This is a genomic window from Rhodococcus jostii RHA1 (assembly GCF_000014565.1).
Classification (GTDB): Bacteria; Actinomycetota; Actinomycetes; order Mycobacteriales; family Mycobacteriaceae; genus Rhodococcus_F; species Rhodococcus_F jostii_A.
Genome location: NC_008268.1, coordinates 4,987,723 through 5,004,605, shown reverse-complemented (window position 1 = coordinate 5,004,605; position 16,883 = coordinate 4,987,723). Strand labels below are relative to the sequence as shown.

The window sequence follows — 16,883 nt, the reverse complement described above, 5'->3', positions numbered from 1 at the left end:
ACTCGACGTTTTACGGTCGGGTCATGACTCGCATCGAAGGCCTCGGACCCGTCGGCATCACCCTGAACATCTCACCGGACGAGACGTACCTCGACGAGGCGGCCCGGCTGGAATCCCTCGGCTACTCGGCGATCTGGCTGCGGGGCGGTCAGATCGACAGCCTGGACCGGATCCCGGCCGTCGTCCGGGCGACCGACTCGATCCCCGTCGCGACCGGCATCATCCCGGTCGGCGTGTACGACTCGGACGCTGTCGCACAGCTTTTTGCGGATCTGCAGACCACGGCGCCGGACCGGTTCGTCGTCGGGCTGGGCGGCCCGCAGGTCCCCCGGCCGCTCCGGGCGTTGAACGAGTATCTCGACCGGCTCGACCGGTCCGATCCGCCGGTGCCGGCGGAGCGACGGATTCTGGCCGCGCTGGGCCCACGCAAGCTGGAACTCGCGCGGGACAGAGCCGCGGGGGCCGTCGCGCTCCTCGTCACCCCCGACTACACAGCCAAGGCGCGGCGCAGCCTCGGCCCGGACGCCACGCTGGTCGTCTCGCTGATGACGGTGCTCGGCACCGACGCCGCGCAGGCCCGCGACACCGCCCGCGTTCCGCTCCGATTCCTGTCCGGGGTGGGCGGCTATGCCACGAATTTCGAACGGATGGGTTTCGGCGCCGACGACATCTCGGGGCTGAGCGACCGGCTTGTCGACGACCTGGTCGCCTGGGGTGACGCGGACGCGATCGTCGCGCGGGTACACAGCCACCTCGCGGCCGGCGCCGATCATGTCGCCGTGAGCGAACTGGGTGAGCGGCCGGGCGAGGTGGCCCGGCAGCTCGCCGGACTGTTACCACTTCGCGCATAGGACCGACCGGCCGACAGCCCCCGACCCGTGCCTCTGGTATGTATTTCGCATGACACGAACCATCGTTGCGCTGTTGATCCCTGCCGCCCTCCTGCTCGGGGCGTGCAGTTCCGAATCGACCACCACCGAGGCCGAGTCCCCCGCGAGCGCAACGACCGAGGCCACCGAGGCATCCTCCGCAGACCTGCCCGCTGTCGCGGATCTGTGCAAGGGCCTGCTCCAGTACGCGAACGGCGCGGAGGCTCGCGCCCAGCAGAGCGGCGAGACGTTCGACCGCACGAAGGCCCTCGACGACCTCTTCACCCAGTCGGCGGAGACGCCGGAGTGGAAGGACGCCCCGCAGGAGCGCAAGGATCAGATGATCCAGGCCTACGACGCCGCCAAGACCGGGGCCTGCTGACCAGCTTCGGAATTAAGGACCGGAACTGTCCTCAATTCTTCGTAGCGTGCGCGCACCCGGTTCGGCACACCCCTTTCGGATGACGACTGGGCGACCGGCGTGCCCACGTCCTACTTGGTCGAACTCGTCACGTACTGGCGCGACGAGTTCGACTTGCGGGCGCAGAAGAAATCGCTCAACACCATCCCGCAGTTCGTGACCGAGATCGACGGGCAGAACATCCACTTCCTCCACGTGCGCTCCCCCGAACCGGACGCACTGCCCCTCGTCCTCACCCATGGCTGGCCGGGTTCGTTCGTCGAGTTCCTCGACGTGATCGGCCCGCTCACCGACCCCACAGCGCACGGAGGCGACCCCGCCGACGCGTTCGATGTGGTCGTGCCGTCGCTGCCCGGATGCGGATTCTCCGGACCGGTCCGCGAATCGGGCTGGGACACTCCCCGTATCGCTACCGCGTGGGCAGAGCTGATGAGCCGGCTCGGCTACCAGCGCTACGGGGTCCAGGGCGGGGACATCGGTGCGGACGTCTCACCCCGAGGTCGCCCGCATCGCCCCGGACGCGGTGGTCGGGGTGCATCTCAACGGCAACGTCGGGGTTCCGTTCCACGAGCTGGACGAGGCGGAGCGAGCGAGCCTGTCACCGCTGGAACAGGACCGCCGCGACCGAGGAGTTCGGCTACATCGCCATCCAGTCCACCAGACCCGCGACTCTCGGAGCCGCCCTTGCCGATTCGCCGGTGGGTCAGCTCGCGTGGATCGTCGACAAGTTTCGCGAGTGGACGCATCCCCGCGGGGCGCTCCCCCACGACGTCGTCGGCATCGACCGACTTCTCACCAACGTCATGCTGTACTGGCTCACCGACACCGCGTCGTCGTTCGCGTACGTCGGCTACATGCAGGAATCATCGTGCGGCGCCGACAAATCCGCGTCCGGGGTTCCGACCGCGGTCATCGTGTTCGCCCACGACGTCGGCATCCGCCGCTACGCCGAACAGGAACACGCGATCACGCGGTGGACCGACGTCGAGGACCGTGGCGGTCACTTCGCCGCACTCGAAGAGCCCGAGACCCTGACCGCGGACATCCGGGAGTTCTTCGCCGGACTCCGCTGAGCGCGACACGACGAAACCGCCGGCCCCGGGCGGCGGGGCCGGCGAGTTCGTCGACGGTGTTGCGTCAGTTGCCGATACCGGCAACCTCCTGTGCGATTCCGGCCAGTCGCGTCTGGGCCGCGGAGACCACGCCCTGGCGATTCTTGTGGGCCTCCTCGTAGGCGACGACGATGCGTACGTCGGAGGGATCGGTCAGTTCCTTGACCGCGGCTACCGCCTGGGACACGTTGAGGTCGTCGTAGTCGGCGATCGGGAGTTCGTCCGCCTCCAGGACGCCACCGGCGGCGCGTGCGGAATGGATCGCGTCGGCGATTCCGTCGGCGCCTTCGTTGCGAGTGACCTGCTCCGCCGTTTCGAGGGCGGCATCACGCGAGGCGGCGAGCGTCTTCACGACGACGTCGCCCGCGTGGGCGCCTCGACCGAGCAACGCGCTCAGCATCGGCGGGGTGGTGCGGGCCGTGTCGAGGGCACGGTCGATGCCACGCGCGGACCACGAGACGGGGACGTTGATCAGCCGGATCGTGGCGCCGGTCGCCGCCTGGAACGGGGTGCGTCGCAGGGCCGCCGGCCCACCGAGCGCCTCCTCCGCGAGCACCGTGGTCAACCAGTCGACGGTCGCGGCGTGCGCGGTGACCAGTCGATCGGCCAACCGGACGACGTCCTGCTTCCCGGCCGCGGTCGCGAGGGCCTTCACGTACCGCGCCCGGTCGAGCAACTGGTGTTCGAGGGCGAGGTCGCCGAGCAGGGCCTCGTCGAACGGCTGCGCCTGCTCCGCCATCGCCTTCAGCGACGCCGCCAGCCGGCCGAACAGCGGACCGACGATCTCCGGCACTCCCCCGAGATCGCGGATGGCGCGTTCGATCGCCTCTGCGCGGAGGCGCCCGTTCTCGGCGTTCTCGGTGAGTTCTCGGCGCACGGCCTCGGTGCGCGCTTGCGCGACGCGGGTTTCGGCGACCTGGATCTCGGTGTTGGTCAGATCGAGTACGGCGTGCAGCTGGGTGATCAGAGTGGGGACGGTGGTAACGGTCATGATGTGTCCTTTCCGGTTCGTGGGGTGCAGTCGGATCGGGCGTGCGGTCAGATCAGGCTGGAGATGAGATACGCCGCGAGTAGGACGCCGGCGAGAACGGCCGCGGCGGTGACGGCTGCGAGGACCGCCGATCCGGTCACGGACATCGCGGGCACGGCGGCAACGAGCGCAGCGACGAGAGCGGTCCCGAGCGAGAAACGACCGTCGGGCTCGTCCTGCTGGTTCTTCGCGTGCCGGGGAGTGCTCGTGCGGGCTGCATTGTGGGCAAGGGTCATTGTTCGATTTCCCGTCTGGAGTCGAATGCGGACCAGAGTCGGGACTACACGAGGGAATGTTCGCCGGACGACGCTGTCGGCGCCTTCGTGCAGATCCCGGGTTTCGCGATTTACAGCGTCAATTCGCTGACGACATCGACTGCACGGGCAGTGTCGGGTTCGGCCATTGCGTGTTCTCTCCCTGCCGCAACGTCACATGCTCGTCTGCGTGCGGCGCGTTCGGATCCTCAACTTATCTGCTCTGGCTGATATAGATTTCATCTTATCTACTCAGCAGTAAAGTTCAACCCATCCAAGCAAGAGAATCGGTCGACGTGGGGATGGCGACACCGAAACCGCCGGGACCAGCGAAAATGACACATACAGCGGATCCCAGTGCTCGAGAAGACCGGGGGCGGGCACCGACATCGACCCGACGATCGGTCGAACCCGGCAACTTGATCACTCTCCGGATGCGCCGCTTTCCGACCCCTCCAACCGGGACGCCAGATCTGCGTTCTCGGATTCGAGCGCGAGGATCCTCTGAATGCCCGGGACGTTCACTCCGTCCTCCATGAGCTGCGCTATGCGCGCCAACCTGACCAGATCGTCGTCGCTGTATCTACGGGTGCCGCCGCTGGTCCGGGCAGGGGTCAGCAATCCGCGACGCTCGTACAGGCGCAGGGTCTGCGGGCCGATGCCCGTCAACTCCGACGTCACCGCAATTCCGTAGACCCCGCGACAGGAGCGGGGTAAGGCGTCGATGGTCACAACAGGCTCCCTTCTGCTTAAGGAACACCCGATGTTAACAAACGAACGAAATGAATCTGCAACACCGGATATAGATTTTGCATATTCCACTCAGCATGCACCCTCGGCTGCGGCGAGGGCCAGGGCAGGGTGACGTAATCTCGGAGCCGAACCGAACGCGAACCGACGCCACCCGGGCAGGGTTCGTGGAGGTGTCGTGGCCGCGAGTGCCACGGCCGCTGCGCCAGAGATGAGAAGACGGTGCCCCGCACTCAGGAACACGCAGATCGTTACCGCGACGCCCTCACTGCGCTCACTGCGGCTACCCAGCGACCGGCAAATGTGGTCAACACCGGTGCGGGCTATGCGATCCGGGTCGATTTCGAGTACAACCGCTACCTTCTCGCATCCAACGCTGCCGACGGACTGACCGACGCCGCCGACGACACATCCGAATGGCGGGTGAGCCTCTACCAGGGAGTCACCGACGGAGCTTCGGACGAACTGCTGGCAGCCGCCGAGCACGCATGGCTCGTCGACGCGTTCGACCTCGCGTTCGCCGATATCCGGGCCGAGGGCAAATGGCAGTCGGCCGACGCCTCGTTCGACGCGTTCAACTCCACCGACGACCAGTCCACCAGCTGAGCCGGTAGGCGCGACTCAGGCCCGACCAGGGACCTCGGACTTCACGAGCTGCTCCAGCTCGGCGTTGCGGGCCGCGAGGATCGCGTTCTCGGCTTCGAGCTGAAGAATCTGACCGATTCCGATCAGATTGACACCGGCCGCGACGAGTTCGGTGATCTTCTGGAGGCGCGCGACATCGTCCTCGCTGTACCGGCGTGTTCCACCGCCCGTGCGAGTCGGTGTGATCAACCCTCGCCGCTCGTACAAGCGCAGCGTCTGCGGCCCGATACCCGTCAGCTCCGACGTTACCGAGATCCCGTACACACCCCGCTGCGATCGAAGCGGCACATGAGAGGACGTCACCGGATCTCCCTTCTTCTCAGGGCGCATCAATCCTATCAAGGTCCGGAAGACACAATGTGCCGCAGGGGGTGCAGGTTTGCTCTGCCCTACGCGGACCGCGCTTCCGCGCTCCTGCACCGCAGTTCCCGGGTGGCCTGAGTGTCACCCTGCCTCATCTGATTCCTTACCCGTCCGGTTCTCCGTCCGGCGCTCGCCCTCTCGAGCAGCAATCTTGCTCATTCCGCTTGAACTTCCTGTGCGATGTCTGTAGAACAAATCTATATTCTTGAACGCAGATAAGTTCTCACCACGAGATGGGCACCAAGGAGAACCGATGACCACACACAACCCGCAGAACGCTCCCCACGACGGAGAAGTGCTCGTTCTCGGCGCAGGCAGCGGCGGAGCGATCGCCGGCGGCCTGATCGCCACGCTGGCCCTCAGCGCGCTCACTCTCCTCTCGTCGCTGCCGACCTGACGGCCTGCCCGGCCACCTTTTCCACACCGACCCTTCACACCCGACAGGACACAGCGCTCATGCCCGCCAGCTCCACATTCCACGCTTCCGCCACCACTACTGCCACGCGAGGCGGAGCAACGATGAGCACCGAGGAAATCAAGGCCCGGATCGAGGCGATGTTCGCCGACGAGGTCACCGACACCTCCCCCGCACTCGTCGAATAGCGACGCCATTGCCGATGCCGGCAGGTCAGAGAAGGGCAGAGCCATGAACGTGTCCACCCAGCTCATCGCACCATCCTGCGAAATCCGTCGCATCCCCTCGAGGACGACGCCGACGCATCGCTCGAAGCCTGCGGCAGATGTCGCAGCAGCCGACCGACGGCTCGAGCCCGCGCGCCGCGAGCGCGACCAATACCGCGACGTGCCCGCGCAGTGCGAGGCCATCGGCCGGCTCGCCGCCTCCGATCCCCGCCGCGAAGTGTTGCGCCAGCGGCTGATCGAACGTTGCCTGCCGCTCGCCGAACACATCGCCCGGCGTTTCCACGGTCGCGGAGAACCGCTCGACGACCTGATCCAGGTCGCTCGCCTCGGTCTCGTCAAGGCCGTCGACCGCTTCGACGCCCGCTGCGGAGCGAACTTCGTGTCCTACGCCGTCCCGACCATCACCGGCGAAGTTCGCAGGCACTTCCGCGACACGGGGTGGGCCATGCGCGTCCCGCGCAGCATGCAGGAACTGCACCTCTCCCTCACCAACGCGACGACCGAACTGACCACCACACTCGGACGCGCCCCGACGGCGAGCGAACTGGCCGAGGCCGTCGGGATCGACAAGGACGAAGTGGTGCAGGGGCTCCGGGTCGCCGACGCGTATAGCACCCTCTCCACCGATTTCCCGCTCGGCGAGAACGAACGCCCGCTGTCGGAGACGATCGGCGACGTCGACCCGGCCCTCGCCCACGTCGAGGACCACGTGGTCCTCGCACCTCTGCTGGAATCACTTCCCGACCTCGAACGCACCGTGCTGGTCCTGCGCTTCTTCGGCAACATGACCCAGTCGCAGATCGCCGCGCGGGTGGGTGTGTCGCAGATGCAGGTGTCGCGGCTCCTGACCAAGACGCTGGCGGACCTGCGCGGGAAGGTCGCCGAGGTGGGCGGTCAGATGCTCTCGTAGGCGGCCAGGAAGTCCTCCCACGTCCGCTTGCCCGTCGCTGCGACGTCGAGTGACAGGTTCGCGCCCTCCCGGTACGCGCGGCCGGCCTTCCCTGGCATCCGCACCGGCATCATCAGCCGACGCCGTCCGGTCGCCTGCAGGTATCCGCGCACCAGCTCGGCCATCCCGTACACGGCCGGCCCGGGCAGGTCGGGAACCAGGCCCGCCGGTGCCCCGAGGGTCAGTTCCACCAGACGCGCCGCGACCTCCCCCGAGTCGACCGGCTGGAACCGCAGTCCGCCCGGGACCGGAATCACCGGCAGTTTCACCATCTTCTGCAGCATGGTCAGCACCAGGTCGTGGAACTGGGCCGCGCGCAGCGTCGTCCACGGCACACCCGAGTCGGCCACCGCTCGTTCCGCGGCCAGCTTGGATCCGAACCAGCCGAGCGGAACGCCGTCGGCGCCGATCACCGAGATGTACACCAGGTGCTGCACCCCGGCGCGCGAGGCTGCCTCCGCCAGGTTCCGCGTCGCCACCTCGTCACCCTTGGGTCCGCCCGCCAGGTGCAGAACGGTCTCGACGCCCTCCAGTGCGGCCTCTATTCCCTTGCCCTCGAACAGGTCACCGGCCAGATACTCGACGCCGTCGCCCGGCTCGCGGCCGTGCCGGCTGAGAACGCGCACGTCCCGTCCCGCCGCCCGCAGCAGTGGGACGACCTGACGTCCGAGCGTGCCCGTGCCGCCGGTGATCAGAATGGGTGATGTCATGATCTCTCCAGATTCGTTGGGTGCGGGACTCGGTTTCCCGGTCCCGACAGCTGGTGTTCGGTGGATCTACTGCTAAGACACGCGGCGAGGAAGGAATGTGACACGGTGGACGACCGCGATCGGCTGACGGAGCGTTTCGAGGAACACCGGCTCCGGCTGCGGGCCGTCGCGTACCGGATGCTCGGCTCGGTGAGCGAGGCCGACGACGCCGTCCAGGAGGCGTGGCTGCGCATGAGCCGCGCCGACACCGATGACGTGGACAATCTCGAGGCGTGGCTGATCACGGTGGTGTCGCGGGTGTGCCTGAACGTGCTCCGCTCACGCGAGCAGCGGCGCGAGGAACCTCTCGACGTGCAGGCACACGATCCGGTCGTCGGTCACGGGGACGGTGGCGACCCCGAACACGAAGCGATGCTGGCGGACTCGGTCGGCCTGGCCCTGCTCGTGGTGCTCGACACGCTGACGCCGACCGAGCGGCTCGCGTTCGTTCTGCACGACATGTTCGACGTGCCCTTCGACGACGTCGCCCCCGTCGTGGGCCGCTCCTCCCCGGCGGTGCGGCAACTCGCCAGCCGCGCCCGCCGACGGGTGAAAGGGGCCTCCCCGGCGCCGGACACGGCGGATCTGGACCGCCAGCGCCGTGTCGTCGATGCCTATCTGGCCGCGACCCGCGGCGGCGACTTCGACGCTCTGGTCGCCCTGCTCGATCCGGACGTGGTGCTCCGGGCGGATCCGGCGGTCGGACCCACCCCGGCACCTCTCCTTATCCGGGGTGCCCGGGTCGTGGCCAGGGGCGCGCTCGCCTCCTCGGAACGGGCCCGGTCCACGCAGGTCGCCCTGGTGAACGGGGCGGCCGGGCTCGTGATGGCTCTCCACGGTCGGCTGCACCTGGTGCTGGCGTTCACGATCGCGGACGGCAGGATCACCGAGATCGACGTCATCGCAGAACCTGATCGCGTCCGTCGACTCGATCTCGCGGTGCTCGATGACTGACGGGACGCCGGTCACCCGTACAGGGTGATGACCCTGCGGACCCCGACCCGCAGCATGGAGGTTGTCGACACTGCCGGGAGAGGGGCGCGGACGTGGCTACTGCCTCGGACGACGATGCCCACCCCAGAGCGCGGCCGCGCCGTCCCCGTTCCCGCCGATCGCCGAATACGCGTTCCTCTCGAACTGCCACACCGGGGCGCTGATCGCGCCGGACGGTTCCGTCGACTGGCTGTGCGTGCCCCGGTTCGACTCACCAGCGTGTTCGGATCCCTCCTCGACCGCGGGGCGGGGATGTTCCGGATCGGCCCGTTCGGGCTCAACGTTCCGGCGTCCCGGCAGTACGAGCCGGGAAGCAACACTATCTCGGCGGTGTGGAACACGCCGACCGGCTGGGTGACCGTGCGCAGTGTGTTGACGATGGGTCCGAGCCGCGGCGAGGACACCGTCACTCCCCACACACGGCCACCCGCAGACGAAGATGCCGATCACATGCTGGTCCGCACGGTCACCTGCCTCGACGGCAGGGTGGAGGTGGAGTTGGTGTGCGAGCCCGTGTTCGACTACGGGCGCACACCGGCGGAGTGGGTTCTGGTGGGCGGCGATCGGCACACCGCCGACGCGAGCGGCGCGGGTCGGACCCTGCGCCTGCGGACGGACATGGCGCTCGGCATCGAGGGTGGGCGGGTCCGCGCCCGCCACGTGCTGGAGAAGGGTGAAACCCTCTACTGCAGTTCCCCGACCACCGGTGGCGGGAGGCGATCCAGCGATCCGCCCTCACCATCAAGGGACTCACGTACATGCCGACCGGCGCCACCGTCGCGGCACTCACCACATCCCTGCCGGAAACTCCCGGCGGCGAGCGCAATTGGGACTACCGGTACACGTGGATGCGTGACTCCACGTTCACTCTGCAGGCCCTGCACTATCTGAACCTGGACTGGGAGGCCGACAAGTTCATGCAGTTCATCGCCGATCTCGAGTCGAACGGCGATGGCGCACTGCAGATCATGTACGGAATCGACGGCACCCGCGACCTGACGGAGTCGACCCGCGACGACCTGTCCGGCTACGCGGGCGCGCGACCGGTGCGCATCGGCAACGGCGCGTTCGACCAGCGGCAGAACGACGTGTTCGGCGCCGTCCTCGACTCGATCCTGTTGCACACGGTGCGTAGCAAGCGCCTCCCCCGCCGGCTGTGGCCGCTCGTGCAGCAGCAGGCGACGTGCGCGGCGGCGGTGTGGCGCAACCCCGATCAGGGGATCTGGGAGGCTCGCGGCGCACCGCAGCACTAGTGTCGTCGAAGCTGATGCGCTGGGTGGCACTCGACCGGGCGTCGAAGATCGCGGGCATCCGCGGCGATCGCCCGGCCGAGGAAACCTGGTGTGCCACAGCCGAAGAGATCCGTGCCGACATCCGCGAGCACGGGGTGAGGAACGGGGTGCTGCGCCAGCACTACGACACCGAGGCGCTGGACGCGTCGACCCTGCTCGCCGCGGTGTTCGGATTCCTTCCCCGCGGGGACCAGCTCCTGCGTGCCACGGTCGACGCCATCGCAACCGATCTCACCGAAGACGGATTCGTCCTGCGCTACCGCACCGGCGAAACCGACGACGGACTGTCGGGGAAGGAGGGCAGCTTCCTGATCTGCTCGTTCTGGCTGGTGTCGGCACTGACCGTGGTCGAACAGGTACAGGAGGCAACCGATTTGATGGAGCGGTTGCTCAGCGTGTCCTCGCCCCTGGGGCTGTACGCCGAAGAGTTCGACACGAGCGCCGGCCGTCATCTCGGCAATTTCCCGCAGGCGTTCTCCCACCTCGCGCTGATCGAGGCCGCGGGGCGCATCATCCTGCACGAGCGGATGCGGGAACTGATGTGAGCCCAGGCGGGCCCCCACGTCCCGTCACCGTAGGCTGAGATCGTGTCCCGAGCAGAGTCGAATCGGACGTACAGCGGCCAACCGGTTGCGGAACGTCGCGTAGCCCGCCGGGCGCGGTTCCTCGACTCCGCCCTGTCGGTCTTCGCGGAGAAGACGTACGCCCACAGTTCGATCAGCGACATCTGTGCCCACGCCGGCCTGTCGCGTCGCCAGTTCTACGAGGAGTTCGGCAGCCGCGAGGACATCCTCCTCGCGCTCTACGACACGATTCAGGACGAGGCCCGGGACGCGGTGCTCGCCGCGAACGACCGGGCGCCCTCGCGGGATCCCCGGACCGTCGCCGGCACCGTCATGACGGCCTACATCGAATCGGTCGGCACGGACGAGCGGCGGGCCAGGATCATCTTCGTGGAGGTGGTCGGGGCGGGCCCGCGGGTCGAGCAGTACCGCCTCGAGCGCCGCACGCAGTGGGCGCAACTCTTCGAAACCGTCACCCGCACGATCGACGGCGGCATCGTCGACCCGCCCGAGCGGTTCGAGATGGTGTCGATCGCCTTCATCGGGGCGGTCAACGATCTCGCCCACCACTGGAGCACCGCCTCCCCCAGGCCGTCCCCGTCGGTGCTGGTGGACGTTCTGAGCACGATGCTCATCGCGCTGGTCACCGACCAGACCTGAACCGAACTTACTCGCGAGTATTGCGATACCCGTCACACCTCATCTAAGGTCTGCTCACAAAGTGAGACATAGACGTCTCACTTCGGCCGGGGAGGACCACATGATCGGATCGAGAGCACGACGACGTCGAATGCTGCTGGTGGGAGCGATGGTGGTGGGCGCACAGCTCGCCGTCGCCGCGCCGTCGGTCGGGGCTCCCGCCGACGACGGAACGCCGGTGGACGTGCAGCCGGCTACTACCGTCCCCGCCTGGCCCGAGGCCGACCGGGGGTTCTACGAACCACCGGCGGACGTGGTCGCGGCGGCCGAGCCGGGCGAAATCATCGCCGCCCGCGAAGTGCACCTGGCGAACCTGTCGGTGCTTCCGGTGAACGTCGACGCGTGGCAGCTGTCGTATCGCTCCACCAACTCGCGGGACGAGCCGATCCCGGCGGTCGCGACGGTCGTCAAGCCGCGGGGCACGATCGACGGCGTCCGCAATCTGCTCTCGCTCCAGCCGGAGGAAGACTCCCTCGGCAAGTACTGCGCCGCTTCGTACGCACTGCAGCAGTGGTCCGTGCCCGCGCCGCTGACCGGTCAGATCGTCGCGCCGCTGCAGTTCCTCGAGGCGCAGGCCGCCCTCGCCCAGGGATGGGCCGTCGTGATGCCGGATCACCAGGGCCCGAACGCCGCGTATGCGGCCGGGCCCCTCGCGGGCCGCATCACCCTGGACGGGATCCGGGCGGCGGAGAACTTCGGCCCACTGGGCCTGACAGGCAGGCAGACTCCGGTCGGGTTGATGGGCTATTCCGGAGGCGCGATCGCGACGGGTCACGCCGCCGAACTCCACGCGAGCTACGCACCGGACCTGAACATCGTCGGTGCGGCCGAAGGCGGCATCCCGGCCGATCTCGGCGCCCTCGTCGATCTCGCCGACAACAACCTGGGCGCGGGAATCGTGCTGGGCGGCGTGTTCGGCGTGAGCCGTGATTATCCCGAGCTCGCGGAGTATCTCGACACACATCTGAATCCACTCGGCAAGCAGCTCCTGACCGCCAAGAGCAACCTCTGCGTGAGCTACCAGTCGGCGCTCCTGCCGTTCGCGAACCTGCGGGGCCTGTTCGACAGCCCGAGCGGTGACCCGCTGCGCGATCCGGTGGTCGAGTCGGTACTCGACCGGACGAAGATGGGTCACCGGGTCCCGGACGTCCCGATGTTCATGTACCAGGCGAACCCGGACTGGCTGGTGCCGGTCGGGCCCGTCGACACACTCGTCGACACCTACTGCCAGGACCCGGACGCCCGGGTGACCTACACCCGCGACCACGCCAGCGAGCACCTGTCCCTCGAACCGGTCGCGGCGGCGAGCGCCCTGATGTGGCTGCGGGACCGGTTCGCCGGGGTCCCGGCCGAGACCGGATGCAGCACCCACGACGTCGGATCGATGGCCCTCGACCAGGCGACGTGGCCGGTGTGGTCGTCGATCGTCGGCGACACGATCACGAGCCTGCTCGGTCAGCCGATCGGCACGTGAGGGCGCGGTCCGATCAGACGGCGCCGACCCCGGCGAGCAGTCTGCGCGCCCCCTCGTGGAGGCGGTCCCGGACGGTGGCGACGCTGATCTGCATCGTGTCCGCCACCTCGTCGCAGGACATTCCCCGGTAGTACACGAGGGCCAGTGCCTCCCTTTCGAGGGCGGGCAGCGCTTCCATTGCATCCAGTACCGCCGACCTGCACGAATTCACTTGCATGTACTCATCGTCAATGACCGGCGGGGTCGGAGACAGGGACCCCAGGGTGACGAACTGCCCACCCAGGGGTGAGCGTGCGGGAAAGACAGAGGGCCACCTTCCCGGGGGAAGGTGGCCCTCTGTGTGCGGAGGCAATTCCGCGGTGGAGCCTCCTGTCAGGATTGAACTGACGACCGCTCGCTTACAAGGCGAGTGCTCTACCACTGAGCTAAGGAGGCGGACACGCGCGCCCATCATATCCATTGCAGGAACGTCGGCCACTTCCGCCCACATTGGATAGCGTTGGAGCCATGAGTACCTCGGAGATCGCCACTGTCCTCGCTTGGCACGACGCCCTCAACTCCGGCGACATCGACACTCTGCTGTCGCTGTCGAGCGACGACATCGAGATGGGTGGGCCGAAAGGCGCCACCCAGGGCCTGGCGGCGTTGCGGGAATGGGCGTCTACCGCGGGCATCACGCTGATTCCGCAGCGAATGTATTACTACGACGGGGTGCTGGTGGTCGAACAGCAGGCCACGTGGGCGGACCCCGAGGAGACGCGTATCCTGGCCTCTGCATTCCGTGTCGTCCACGATCAGGTCATCTCCACGTTCCGCCACGAGACACTCGAGTCTGCACTCTCCGCTACCGATTTGACCGAGAAAGACCTTGTCTCCGACACGTAGTATGGCCAAGCTCACAGAAACCCTCCAACGTCTCACAGGCGACCGTCGCGCAACGGTCGATGCGGTCACCGCTGCACCCACACCGCTGCAGCCGATCGACCTCACCGACGACGCTGTGGTCGCCGAAGTACTCGACCTCGCCGTGCGTGTCGGTGAAGTGCTCCTCGCGTCGGGCACCGGTGCGATGGACACCGCCGAGCAGGTGCAGTTCATCGCCGCCACGTACGGCCTCGCCCAGTGCGATGTGGATGTCACGTACAACTCCATCGTGCTGTCCGCATACCGGGGGCCAACCCTCCCGCCGGCGAGCACGATGCGGATAGTGCACTACCGCTCGATGGACTTCACCCGTCTCGCGGCGGTGGACCGGCTCACGCGGCGGATCCGCCGTGAGGCCGTCACCCCCAGCGAGGCACACGAGGCCCTGACCGCGGTCACCACGGCGCCGCACCCGTACAACCGCTGGATCGCGACGCTCGCCTGGGCGTCCATGGCCGCGTCGGTCTCCGTGTTGATGGGCGGTGGGGTGCTGGTCGCATCGGTCGCCTTCCTGACGACGATGGTGATCTACCGGGTCAACCGCGTCCTCAACCGCATCGGCCTGCCGTTCTTCTTCCAGCAGGTGGCGGGCGGTCTGGTGGCCGCGACCCCGGCGGCGACGCTCTATACGTTCCAGGATCAGCTGGGTGTCGACATCAGACCCTCGCAGATCATTTCGGCCGGTGTGGTGGTGCTGTTGTCCGGGCTGTCGCTGGTCGGTTCGGTGCAGGACGCCATCACGGGGGCACCGATCACGGCGGCGGCGCGATTCTTCGAAGTGGTCATGATGACCGGTGGCATCATCGCCGGTGTGGCCATCTCGTTGCGTCTGACCGGCGTGCTGGGTTCGACGCTGCCACCCGTCAACGTCGAGATCACGGAACTCGTGCAACTACCCGTGCTGGTGATGTCGGGCGCGTTCGCGTCGATGTTCTATGCGCTGGCCTGTTACGCCGAGCAGCGCGCGCTCACGGCCGCGTGGTTCGGCGGTGCGGCCGGCGCCCTGGTCTACATGGTGGCGCACCAGTTCGGCATCGGCCCCATCATCGGTTCGGCACTCGCGGCCACAGTGGTCGGGTTCGCCGGTGGTCTGATGGCCCGCCGCGCGCTCACGCCGCCGCTGGTCGTCGTGGTGGCGGGTATCACACCACTGCTGCCGGGTCTGTCTCTGTACCGAGGTCTGTACGCCCTGCTCAACAACGAAGTGGTGATCGGACTGAGCTCGCTGCTGGCGGCGTTCGGTATCGGTTGCGCGCTCGCGGCGGGCGTCACGCTAGGCGAATGGATTGCCCGGACCATGCGGAGGCCGCGCATCCTGCGTCGCACAGACGACATCCGCCGCCCCGTCTTCAAGACGAGGCGGCGGAAGGCGGTCGAAACACACGCACAGAAGGCGGCCTGAGGCAGTTTCAGGTGACGGCCTCTGGGCCGTCTGCCGGGTACGACCGCCGGTGTCTCACCGGACGGTCGTCCCGGCACATCGTCGCCGAAACGCGGCGCCGGGGAGGTCAGCTCTTGTCGACGCTGTGCCGTCCGCCCGACTTCTCGTCGGCCTCCATGGCCTCACGCAGGCTCTTCGGCCGCATGTCGGTCCAGTTCTTCTCCACGTACTCGAGGCACGCGGCCCGGCTTTCCTCGCCGAAAACTACGCGCCAGCCTGCCGGCACCTCAGAGAACGTGGGCCACAGTGAGTGCTGGTCCTCATCGTTCACCAGCACGTAGAAGCGGCCTTCTTCGTCATCGAATGGATTGGTGCTCATCTCGCCTCGCTTGTCGCATACGTGTCCTGTGCGTTCACACTAGCAAGCGTGCCGTTGCGGCCACGCCTTGTTACGACAGATGTAACGATCTCTCCCGCCCGCACGGCAACATTCGACAGGAGCGACGACGTGATTCCGTGCGTTTTCTCCGTGCCGCCCTGCAGATAGATTCCCGCTGTGACGTCCGGTGAAACCGCCAATCTGTAATCTCGGCCCACTTCACGCGGCGGATGGATTTTCGGCGCGAGATCTCCGAGAAGAGGCTCGAGGGGGGCGGGAGTGAAACCGGTGGCCAGAATCAGTGCGTCGCAAGCGAGAGTGTCGGTGAGGCCGTCCACACCGCTGCGGACAGCCACCTCGATTCCGTCCGAAGTCTCGTCGACGGCAATGATCTCCGACGCGCGTCGCATGAAGAGGCGGCGACGCCCACGCACGCGTTCCTGGTATTCGGTCGCGTAGAGCTCGTTGATGAGCTCGATGTCGACCACCGAATAGTTAGTACTCCTATGGACATCCAGCAATCGCAGTCGCTCCGCCTCCGGGGCGCCGTGCAGGTCGTCGACCGCCTCGGGATCGAAGATGCGGTTGGCGTACGGGCTGTCGTCGGCCGGGCTGTACCCGTACCGCGAGAAGACGCTGTGGACTTCGGCTTCGGGGTAGTTCCCGTGCAGGTACTGCACGATCTCGGCGGCGCTCTGGCCTGCCCCGAGGACGACGAACCGATGGTGGACCGGGGCCGGCATCTCGCCGAGCCGGAACAGGAACTGGTGGTTGTGGAAGCACCGCGCAGAGGGGTTGGCCCACTCGGGGATTCGTTCCCGCAGACCGGCGCCCATCACGACGTTGCGCGCGATCACCGTGCTGCCGTCGGCGGTGCGGACCTCGAAACGGTCGATCACCCCGTCGTCACCGCGGATTCCGCGTACGGTCTCCACAGCGGTGCCGTATCGCACGTCGGCGTCGACTCGGCGCGCCGCCCACTGCAGGTAGTCGTGAAACTCGTGACGAGTCGGAAAGAAGGTCTGGTGATTGACGAAGTCGACGAGGCGACCCTGATCGAAGAGGTAGTTGAAGAAGGTGAATGCGCTACGCGGATTCCGGAACGTCACCAGGTCCTTCGGAAACGCGATCTGCATCGTCGCGCCGTCGAGAAGCATCCCGGGATGCCACCCGAATCGATCCTGCTTCTCGAAGAACTGCGCGCTGATCCGCTCGCGCGGGGGGCACTCCGCATTGTGTTCCTCGATGGCAATGGCCAGGGCGAGGTTAGCGGGACCGAACCCGACACCCACGACATCTCGCACTGGGAGATCTGTACCGACCGTTTCCGGCGATTCACTCATAGCTCGTTGTCCGTCCTCGACGCCGCGCCGCACCCGACCCAGCCGCCGTCT

The 16,883-nt window shown here is 67.3% G+C and carries 20 protein-coding genes, 1 tRNA gene and 2 pseudogenes; 14 read left to right on the top strand and 9 right to left on the bottom strand.

Annotated features, from left to right (window positions below; translation table 11 throughout):
* Positions 1-23: 23 nt before the first annotated feature.
* The 4 genes and pseudogenes from RHA1_RS23115 (at position 24) to RHA1_RS53270 (ending at position 2,363) form a co-directional block, all read left to right on the top strand.
* Positions 24-851, top strand: coding sequence for an LLM class F420-dependent oxidoreductase (locus RHA1_RS23115; protein WP_011597069.1), 828 nt, complete (start codon positions 24-26; stop codon positions 849-851).
* Between the two features lie 49 nt (positions 852-900).
* Complete coding sequence (locus tag RHA1_RS23110; RefSeq protein ID WP_011597068.1) at positions 901-1,251, top strand: hypothetical protein; 351 nt, start codon at positions 901-903, stop codon at positions 1,249-1,251.
* 99 nt (positions 1,252-1,350) lie between these two features.
* A pseudogene (locus tag RHA1_RS53275) lies at positions 1,351-1,713 on the top strand (epoxide hydrolase family protein); the annotation flags it as partial.
* A gap of 275 nt (positions 1,714-1,988) precedes the next feature.
* Positions 1,989-2,363, top strand: coding sequence for an alpha/beta fold hydrolase family protein (locus tag RHA1_RS53270; protein ID WP_050787362.1), 375 nt, complete (start codon positions 1,989-1,991; stop codon positions 2,361-2,363).
* Between the two features lie 64 nt (positions 2,364-2,427).
* On the opposite strand, the gene RHA1_RS23100 is transcribed toward RHA1_RS53270, so the two are convergent.
* From RHA1_RS23100 to RHA1_RS23090, 3 genes are all read right to left on the bottom strand, one after another.
* Positions 2,428-3,393, bottom strand: a complete 966-nt coding sequence (locus RHA1_RS23100; RefSeq protein ID WP_011597065.1) for a DUF8129 domain-containing protein — start codon at positions 3,391-3,393, stop codon at positions 2,428-2,430.
* 47 nt (positions 3,394-3,440) lie between these two features.
* Entirely contained in the window at positions 3,441-3,668 is a 228-nt protein-coding gene (locus RHA1_RS23095; RefSeq protein ID WP_009477803.1) for a hypothetical protein, read from the bottom strand.
* Between the two features lie 441 nt (positions 3,669-4,109).
* A complete protein-coding gene (locus RHA1_RS23090) occupies positions 4,110-4,418 on the bottom strand; it encodes a MerR family transcriptional regulator (RefSeq protein WP_011597064.1) in 309 nt (102 codons plus the stop codon).
* A gap of 240 nt (positions 4,419-4,658) precedes the next feature.
* On the opposite strand from RHA1_RS23090, the gene RHA1_RS23085 reads away from it, so the two are divergent.
* Complete coding sequence (locus RHA1_RS23085) at positions 4,659-5,042, top strand: hypothetical protein (protein ID WP_011597063.1); 384 nt, start codon at positions 4,659-4,661, stop codon at positions 5,040-5,042.
* Between the two features lie 15 nt (positions 5,043-5,057).
* Here the strand turns inward: RHA1_RS23085 and RHA1_RS23080 are convergent, their stop codons facing one another.
* Complete coding sequence (locus RHA1_RS23080; protein ID WP_016883982.1) at positions 5,058-5,411, bottom strand: MerR family transcriptional regulator; 354 nt, start codon at positions 5,409-5,411, stop codon at positions 5,058-5,060.
* Between the two features lie 286 nt (positions 5,412-5,697).
* Between RHA1_RS23080 and RHA1_RS50585 the strand changes: the two genes are divergently transcribed.
* From RHA1_RS50585 to RHA1_RS23070, 3 genes are read left to right on the top strand one after another with little or no spacing between them, the layout of a single operon-like run.
* On the top strand, positions 5,698-5,841 hold the full coding sequence (locus tag RHA1_RS50585; RefSeq protein WP_016883983.1) for a hypothetical protein: 144 nt from the start codon (positions 5,698-5,700) through the stop codon (positions 5,839-5,841).
* A 59-nt stretch (positions 5,842-5,900) separates the two neighbouring features.
* Positions 5,901-6,047, top strand: coding sequence for a hypothetical protein (locus RHA1_RS50580; protein ID WP_167540952.1), 147 nt, complete (start codon positions 5,901-5,903; stop codon positions 6,045-6,047).
* Positions 6,048-6,090: 43 nt separating this feature from the next.
* Positions 6,091-6,996, top strand: a complete 906-nt coding sequence (locus RHA1_RS23070; RefSeq protein WP_016883984.1) for a SigB/SigF/SigG family RNA polymerase sigma factor — start codon at positions 6,091-6,093, stop codon at positions 6,994-6,996.
* Here RHA1_RS23070 and RHA1_RS23065 read toward each other — a convergent pair.
* A complete protein-coding gene (locus RHA1_RS23065; RefSeq protein WP_011597061.1) occupies positions 6,981-7,745 on the bottom strand; it encodes an SDR family oxidoreductase in 765 nt (254 codons plus the stop codon). The genes RHA1_RS23070 and RHA1_RS23065 overlap by 16 nt on opposite strands.
* Before the next feature lie 105 nt (positions 7,746-7,850).
* Here RHA1_RS23065 and RHA1_RS23060 point away from each other — a divergent pair, with 105 nt between their 5' ends.
* The 4 genes and pseudogenes from RHA1_RS23060 to RHA1_RS23045 all read left to right on the top strand — a co-directional run bounded on the left by RHA1_RS23060 (position 7,851) and on the right by RHA1_RS23045 (position 12,805).
* Entirely contained in the window at positions 7,851-8,738 is an 888-nt protein-coding gene (locus RHA1_RS23060) for a sigma-70 family RNA polymerase sigma factor (RefSeq protein ID WP_041811891.1), read from the top strand.
* 92 nt (positions 8,739-8,830) lie between these two features.
* A pseudogene (locus RHA1_RS54000) lies at positions 8,831-10,614 on the top strand (glycoside hydrolase family 15 protein).
* Positions 10,615-10,656: 42 nt separating this feature from the next.
* Positions 10,657-11,292: a TetR/AcrR family transcriptional regulator gene (locus tag RHA1_RS23050; RefSeq protein WP_011597057.1), complete on the top strand. Its 636-nt coding sequence runs from the start codon at positions 10,657-10,659 to the stop codon at positions 11,290-11,292.
* 100 nt (positions 11,293-11,392) lie between these two features.
* Positions 11,393-12,805, top strand: coding sequence for a lipase family protein (locus RHA1_RS23045; protein WP_011597056.1), 1,413 nt, complete (start codon positions 11,393-11,395; stop codon positions 12,803-12,805).
* Between the two features lie 13 nt (positions 12,806-12,818).
* Here RHA1_RS23045 and RHA1_RS23040 read toward each other — a convergent pair whose 3' ends face one another.
* Positions 12,819-13,022, bottom strand: a complete 204-nt coding sequence (locus tag RHA1_RS23040) for an RNA polymerase sigma factor (RefSeq protein WP_011597055.1) — start codon at positions 13,020-13,022, stop codon at positions 12,819-12,821.
* Between the two features lie 143 nt (positions 13,023-13,165).
* A tRNA-Thr gene (locus RHA1_RS23035) sits at positions 13,166-13,240 on the bottom strand.
* A 72-nt stretch (positions 13,241-13,312) separates the two neighbouring features.
* Between RHA1_RS23035 and RHA1_RS23030 the strand changes: the two genes are divergently transcribed.
* Both RHA1_RS23030 and RHA1_RS23025 read left to right on the top strand, forming a co-directional pair.
* Positions 13,313-13,690 carry a nuclear transport factor 2 family protein gene (locus tag RHA1_RS23030; RefSeq protein ID WP_009477786.1) on the top strand — a complete coding sequence of 126 codons (378 nt, stop codon included), beginning with the start codon at positions 13,313-13,315 and terminating at the stop codon, positions 13,688-13,690.
* Position 13,691: 1 nt separating this feature from the next.
* On the top strand, positions 13,692-15,131 hold the full coding sequence (locus RHA1_RS23025) for a threonine/serine exporter family protein (protein ID WP_009477785.1): 1,440 nt from the start codon (positions 13,692-13,694) through the stop codon (positions 15,129-15,131).
* Between the two features lie 106 nt (positions 15,132-15,237).
* Here the strand turns inward: RHA1_RS23025 and RHA1_RS23020 are convergent, their stop codons facing one another.
* Together RHA1_RS23020 and RHA1_RS23015 are read right to left on the bottom strand one after the other, a co-directional pair.
* Complete coding sequence (locus RHA1_RS23020; RefSeq protein WP_005244517.1) at positions 15,238-15,489, bottom strand: MbtH family protein; 252 nt, start codon at positions 15,487-15,489, stop codon at positions 15,238-15,240.
* Positions 15,486-16,832: a lysine N(6)-hydroxylase/L-ornithine N(5)-oxygenase family protein gene (locus RHA1_RS23015; protein ID WP_011597054.1), complete on the bottom strand. Its 1,347-nt coding sequence runs from the start codon at positions 16,830-16,832 to the stop codon at positions 15,486-15,488. The genes RHA1_RS23020 and RHA1_RS23015 overlap by 4 nt, the downstream gene beginning before the upstream one ends.
* Positions 16,833-16,883: the final 51 nt, after the last annotated feature.

Excerpts from the sequence above, each read along its gene's own strand:
- RHA1_RS23115 (WP_011597069.1), top strand. The coding sequence starts at position 24 with ATGACTCGCATCGAAGGCCTCGGACCCGTCGGCATCACCCTGAACATC.
- RHA1_RS23110 (WP_011597068.1), top strand. The coding sequence starts at position 901 with ATGACACGAACCATCGTTGCGCTGTTGATCCCTGCCGCCCTCCTGCTC.
- RHA1_RS23100 (WP_011597065.1), bottom strand. The coding sequence starts at position 3,393 with ATGACCGTTACCACCGTCCCCACTCTGATCACCCAGCTGCACGCCGTA.
- RHA1_RS23095 (WP_009477803.1), bottom strand. The coding sequence starts at position 3,668 with ATGACCCTTGCCCACAATGCAGCCCGCACGAGCACTCCCCGGCACGCG.
- RHA1_RS23080 (WP_016883982.1), bottom strand. The coding sequence starts at position 5,411 with ATGCGCCCTGAGAAGAAGGGAGATCCGGTGACGTCCTCTCATGTGCCG.
- RHA1_RS50585 (WP_016883983.1), top strand. The coding sequence starts at position 5,698 with ATGACCACACACAACCCGCAGAACGCTCCCCACGACGGAGAAGTGCTC.
- RHA1_RS50580 (WP_167540952.1), top strand. The coding sequence starts at position 5,901 with ATGCCCGCCAGCTCCACATTCCACGCTTCCGCCACCACTACTGCCACG.
- RHA1_RS23070 (WP_016883984.1), top strand. The coding sequence starts at position 6,091 with ATGAACGTGTCCACCCAGCTCATCGCACCATCCTGCGAAATCCGTCGC.
- RHA1_RS23065 (WP_011597061.1), bottom strand. The coding sequence starts at position 7,745 with ATGACATCACCCATTCTGATCACCGGCGGCACGGGCACGCTCGGACGT.
- RHA1_RS23045 (WP_011597056.1), top strand. The coding sequence starts at position 11,393 with ATGATCGGATCGAGAGCACGACGACGTCGAATGCTGCTGGTGGGAGCG.
- RHA1_RS23040 (WP_011597055.1), bottom strand. The coding sequence starts at position 13,022 with ATGCAAGTGAATTCGTGCAGGTCGGCGGTACTGGATGCAATGGAAGCG.
- RHA1_RS23030 (WP_009477786.1), top strand. The coding sequence starts at position 13,313 with ATGAGTACCTCGGAGATCGCCACTGTCCTCGCTTGGCACGACGCCCTC.
- RHA1_RS23025 (WP_009477785.1), top strand. The coding sequence starts at position 13,692 with ATGGCCAAGCTCACAGAAACCCTCCAACGTCTCACAGGCGACCGTCGC.
- RHA1_RS23020 (WP_005244517.1), bottom strand. The coding sequence starts at position 15,489 with ATGAGCACCAATCCATTCGATGACGAAGAAGGCCGCTTCTACGTGCTG.
- RHA1_RS23015 (WP_011597054.1), bottom strand. The coding sequence starts at position 16,832 with ATGAGTGAATCGCCGGAAACGGTCGGTACAGATCTCCCAGTGCGAGAT.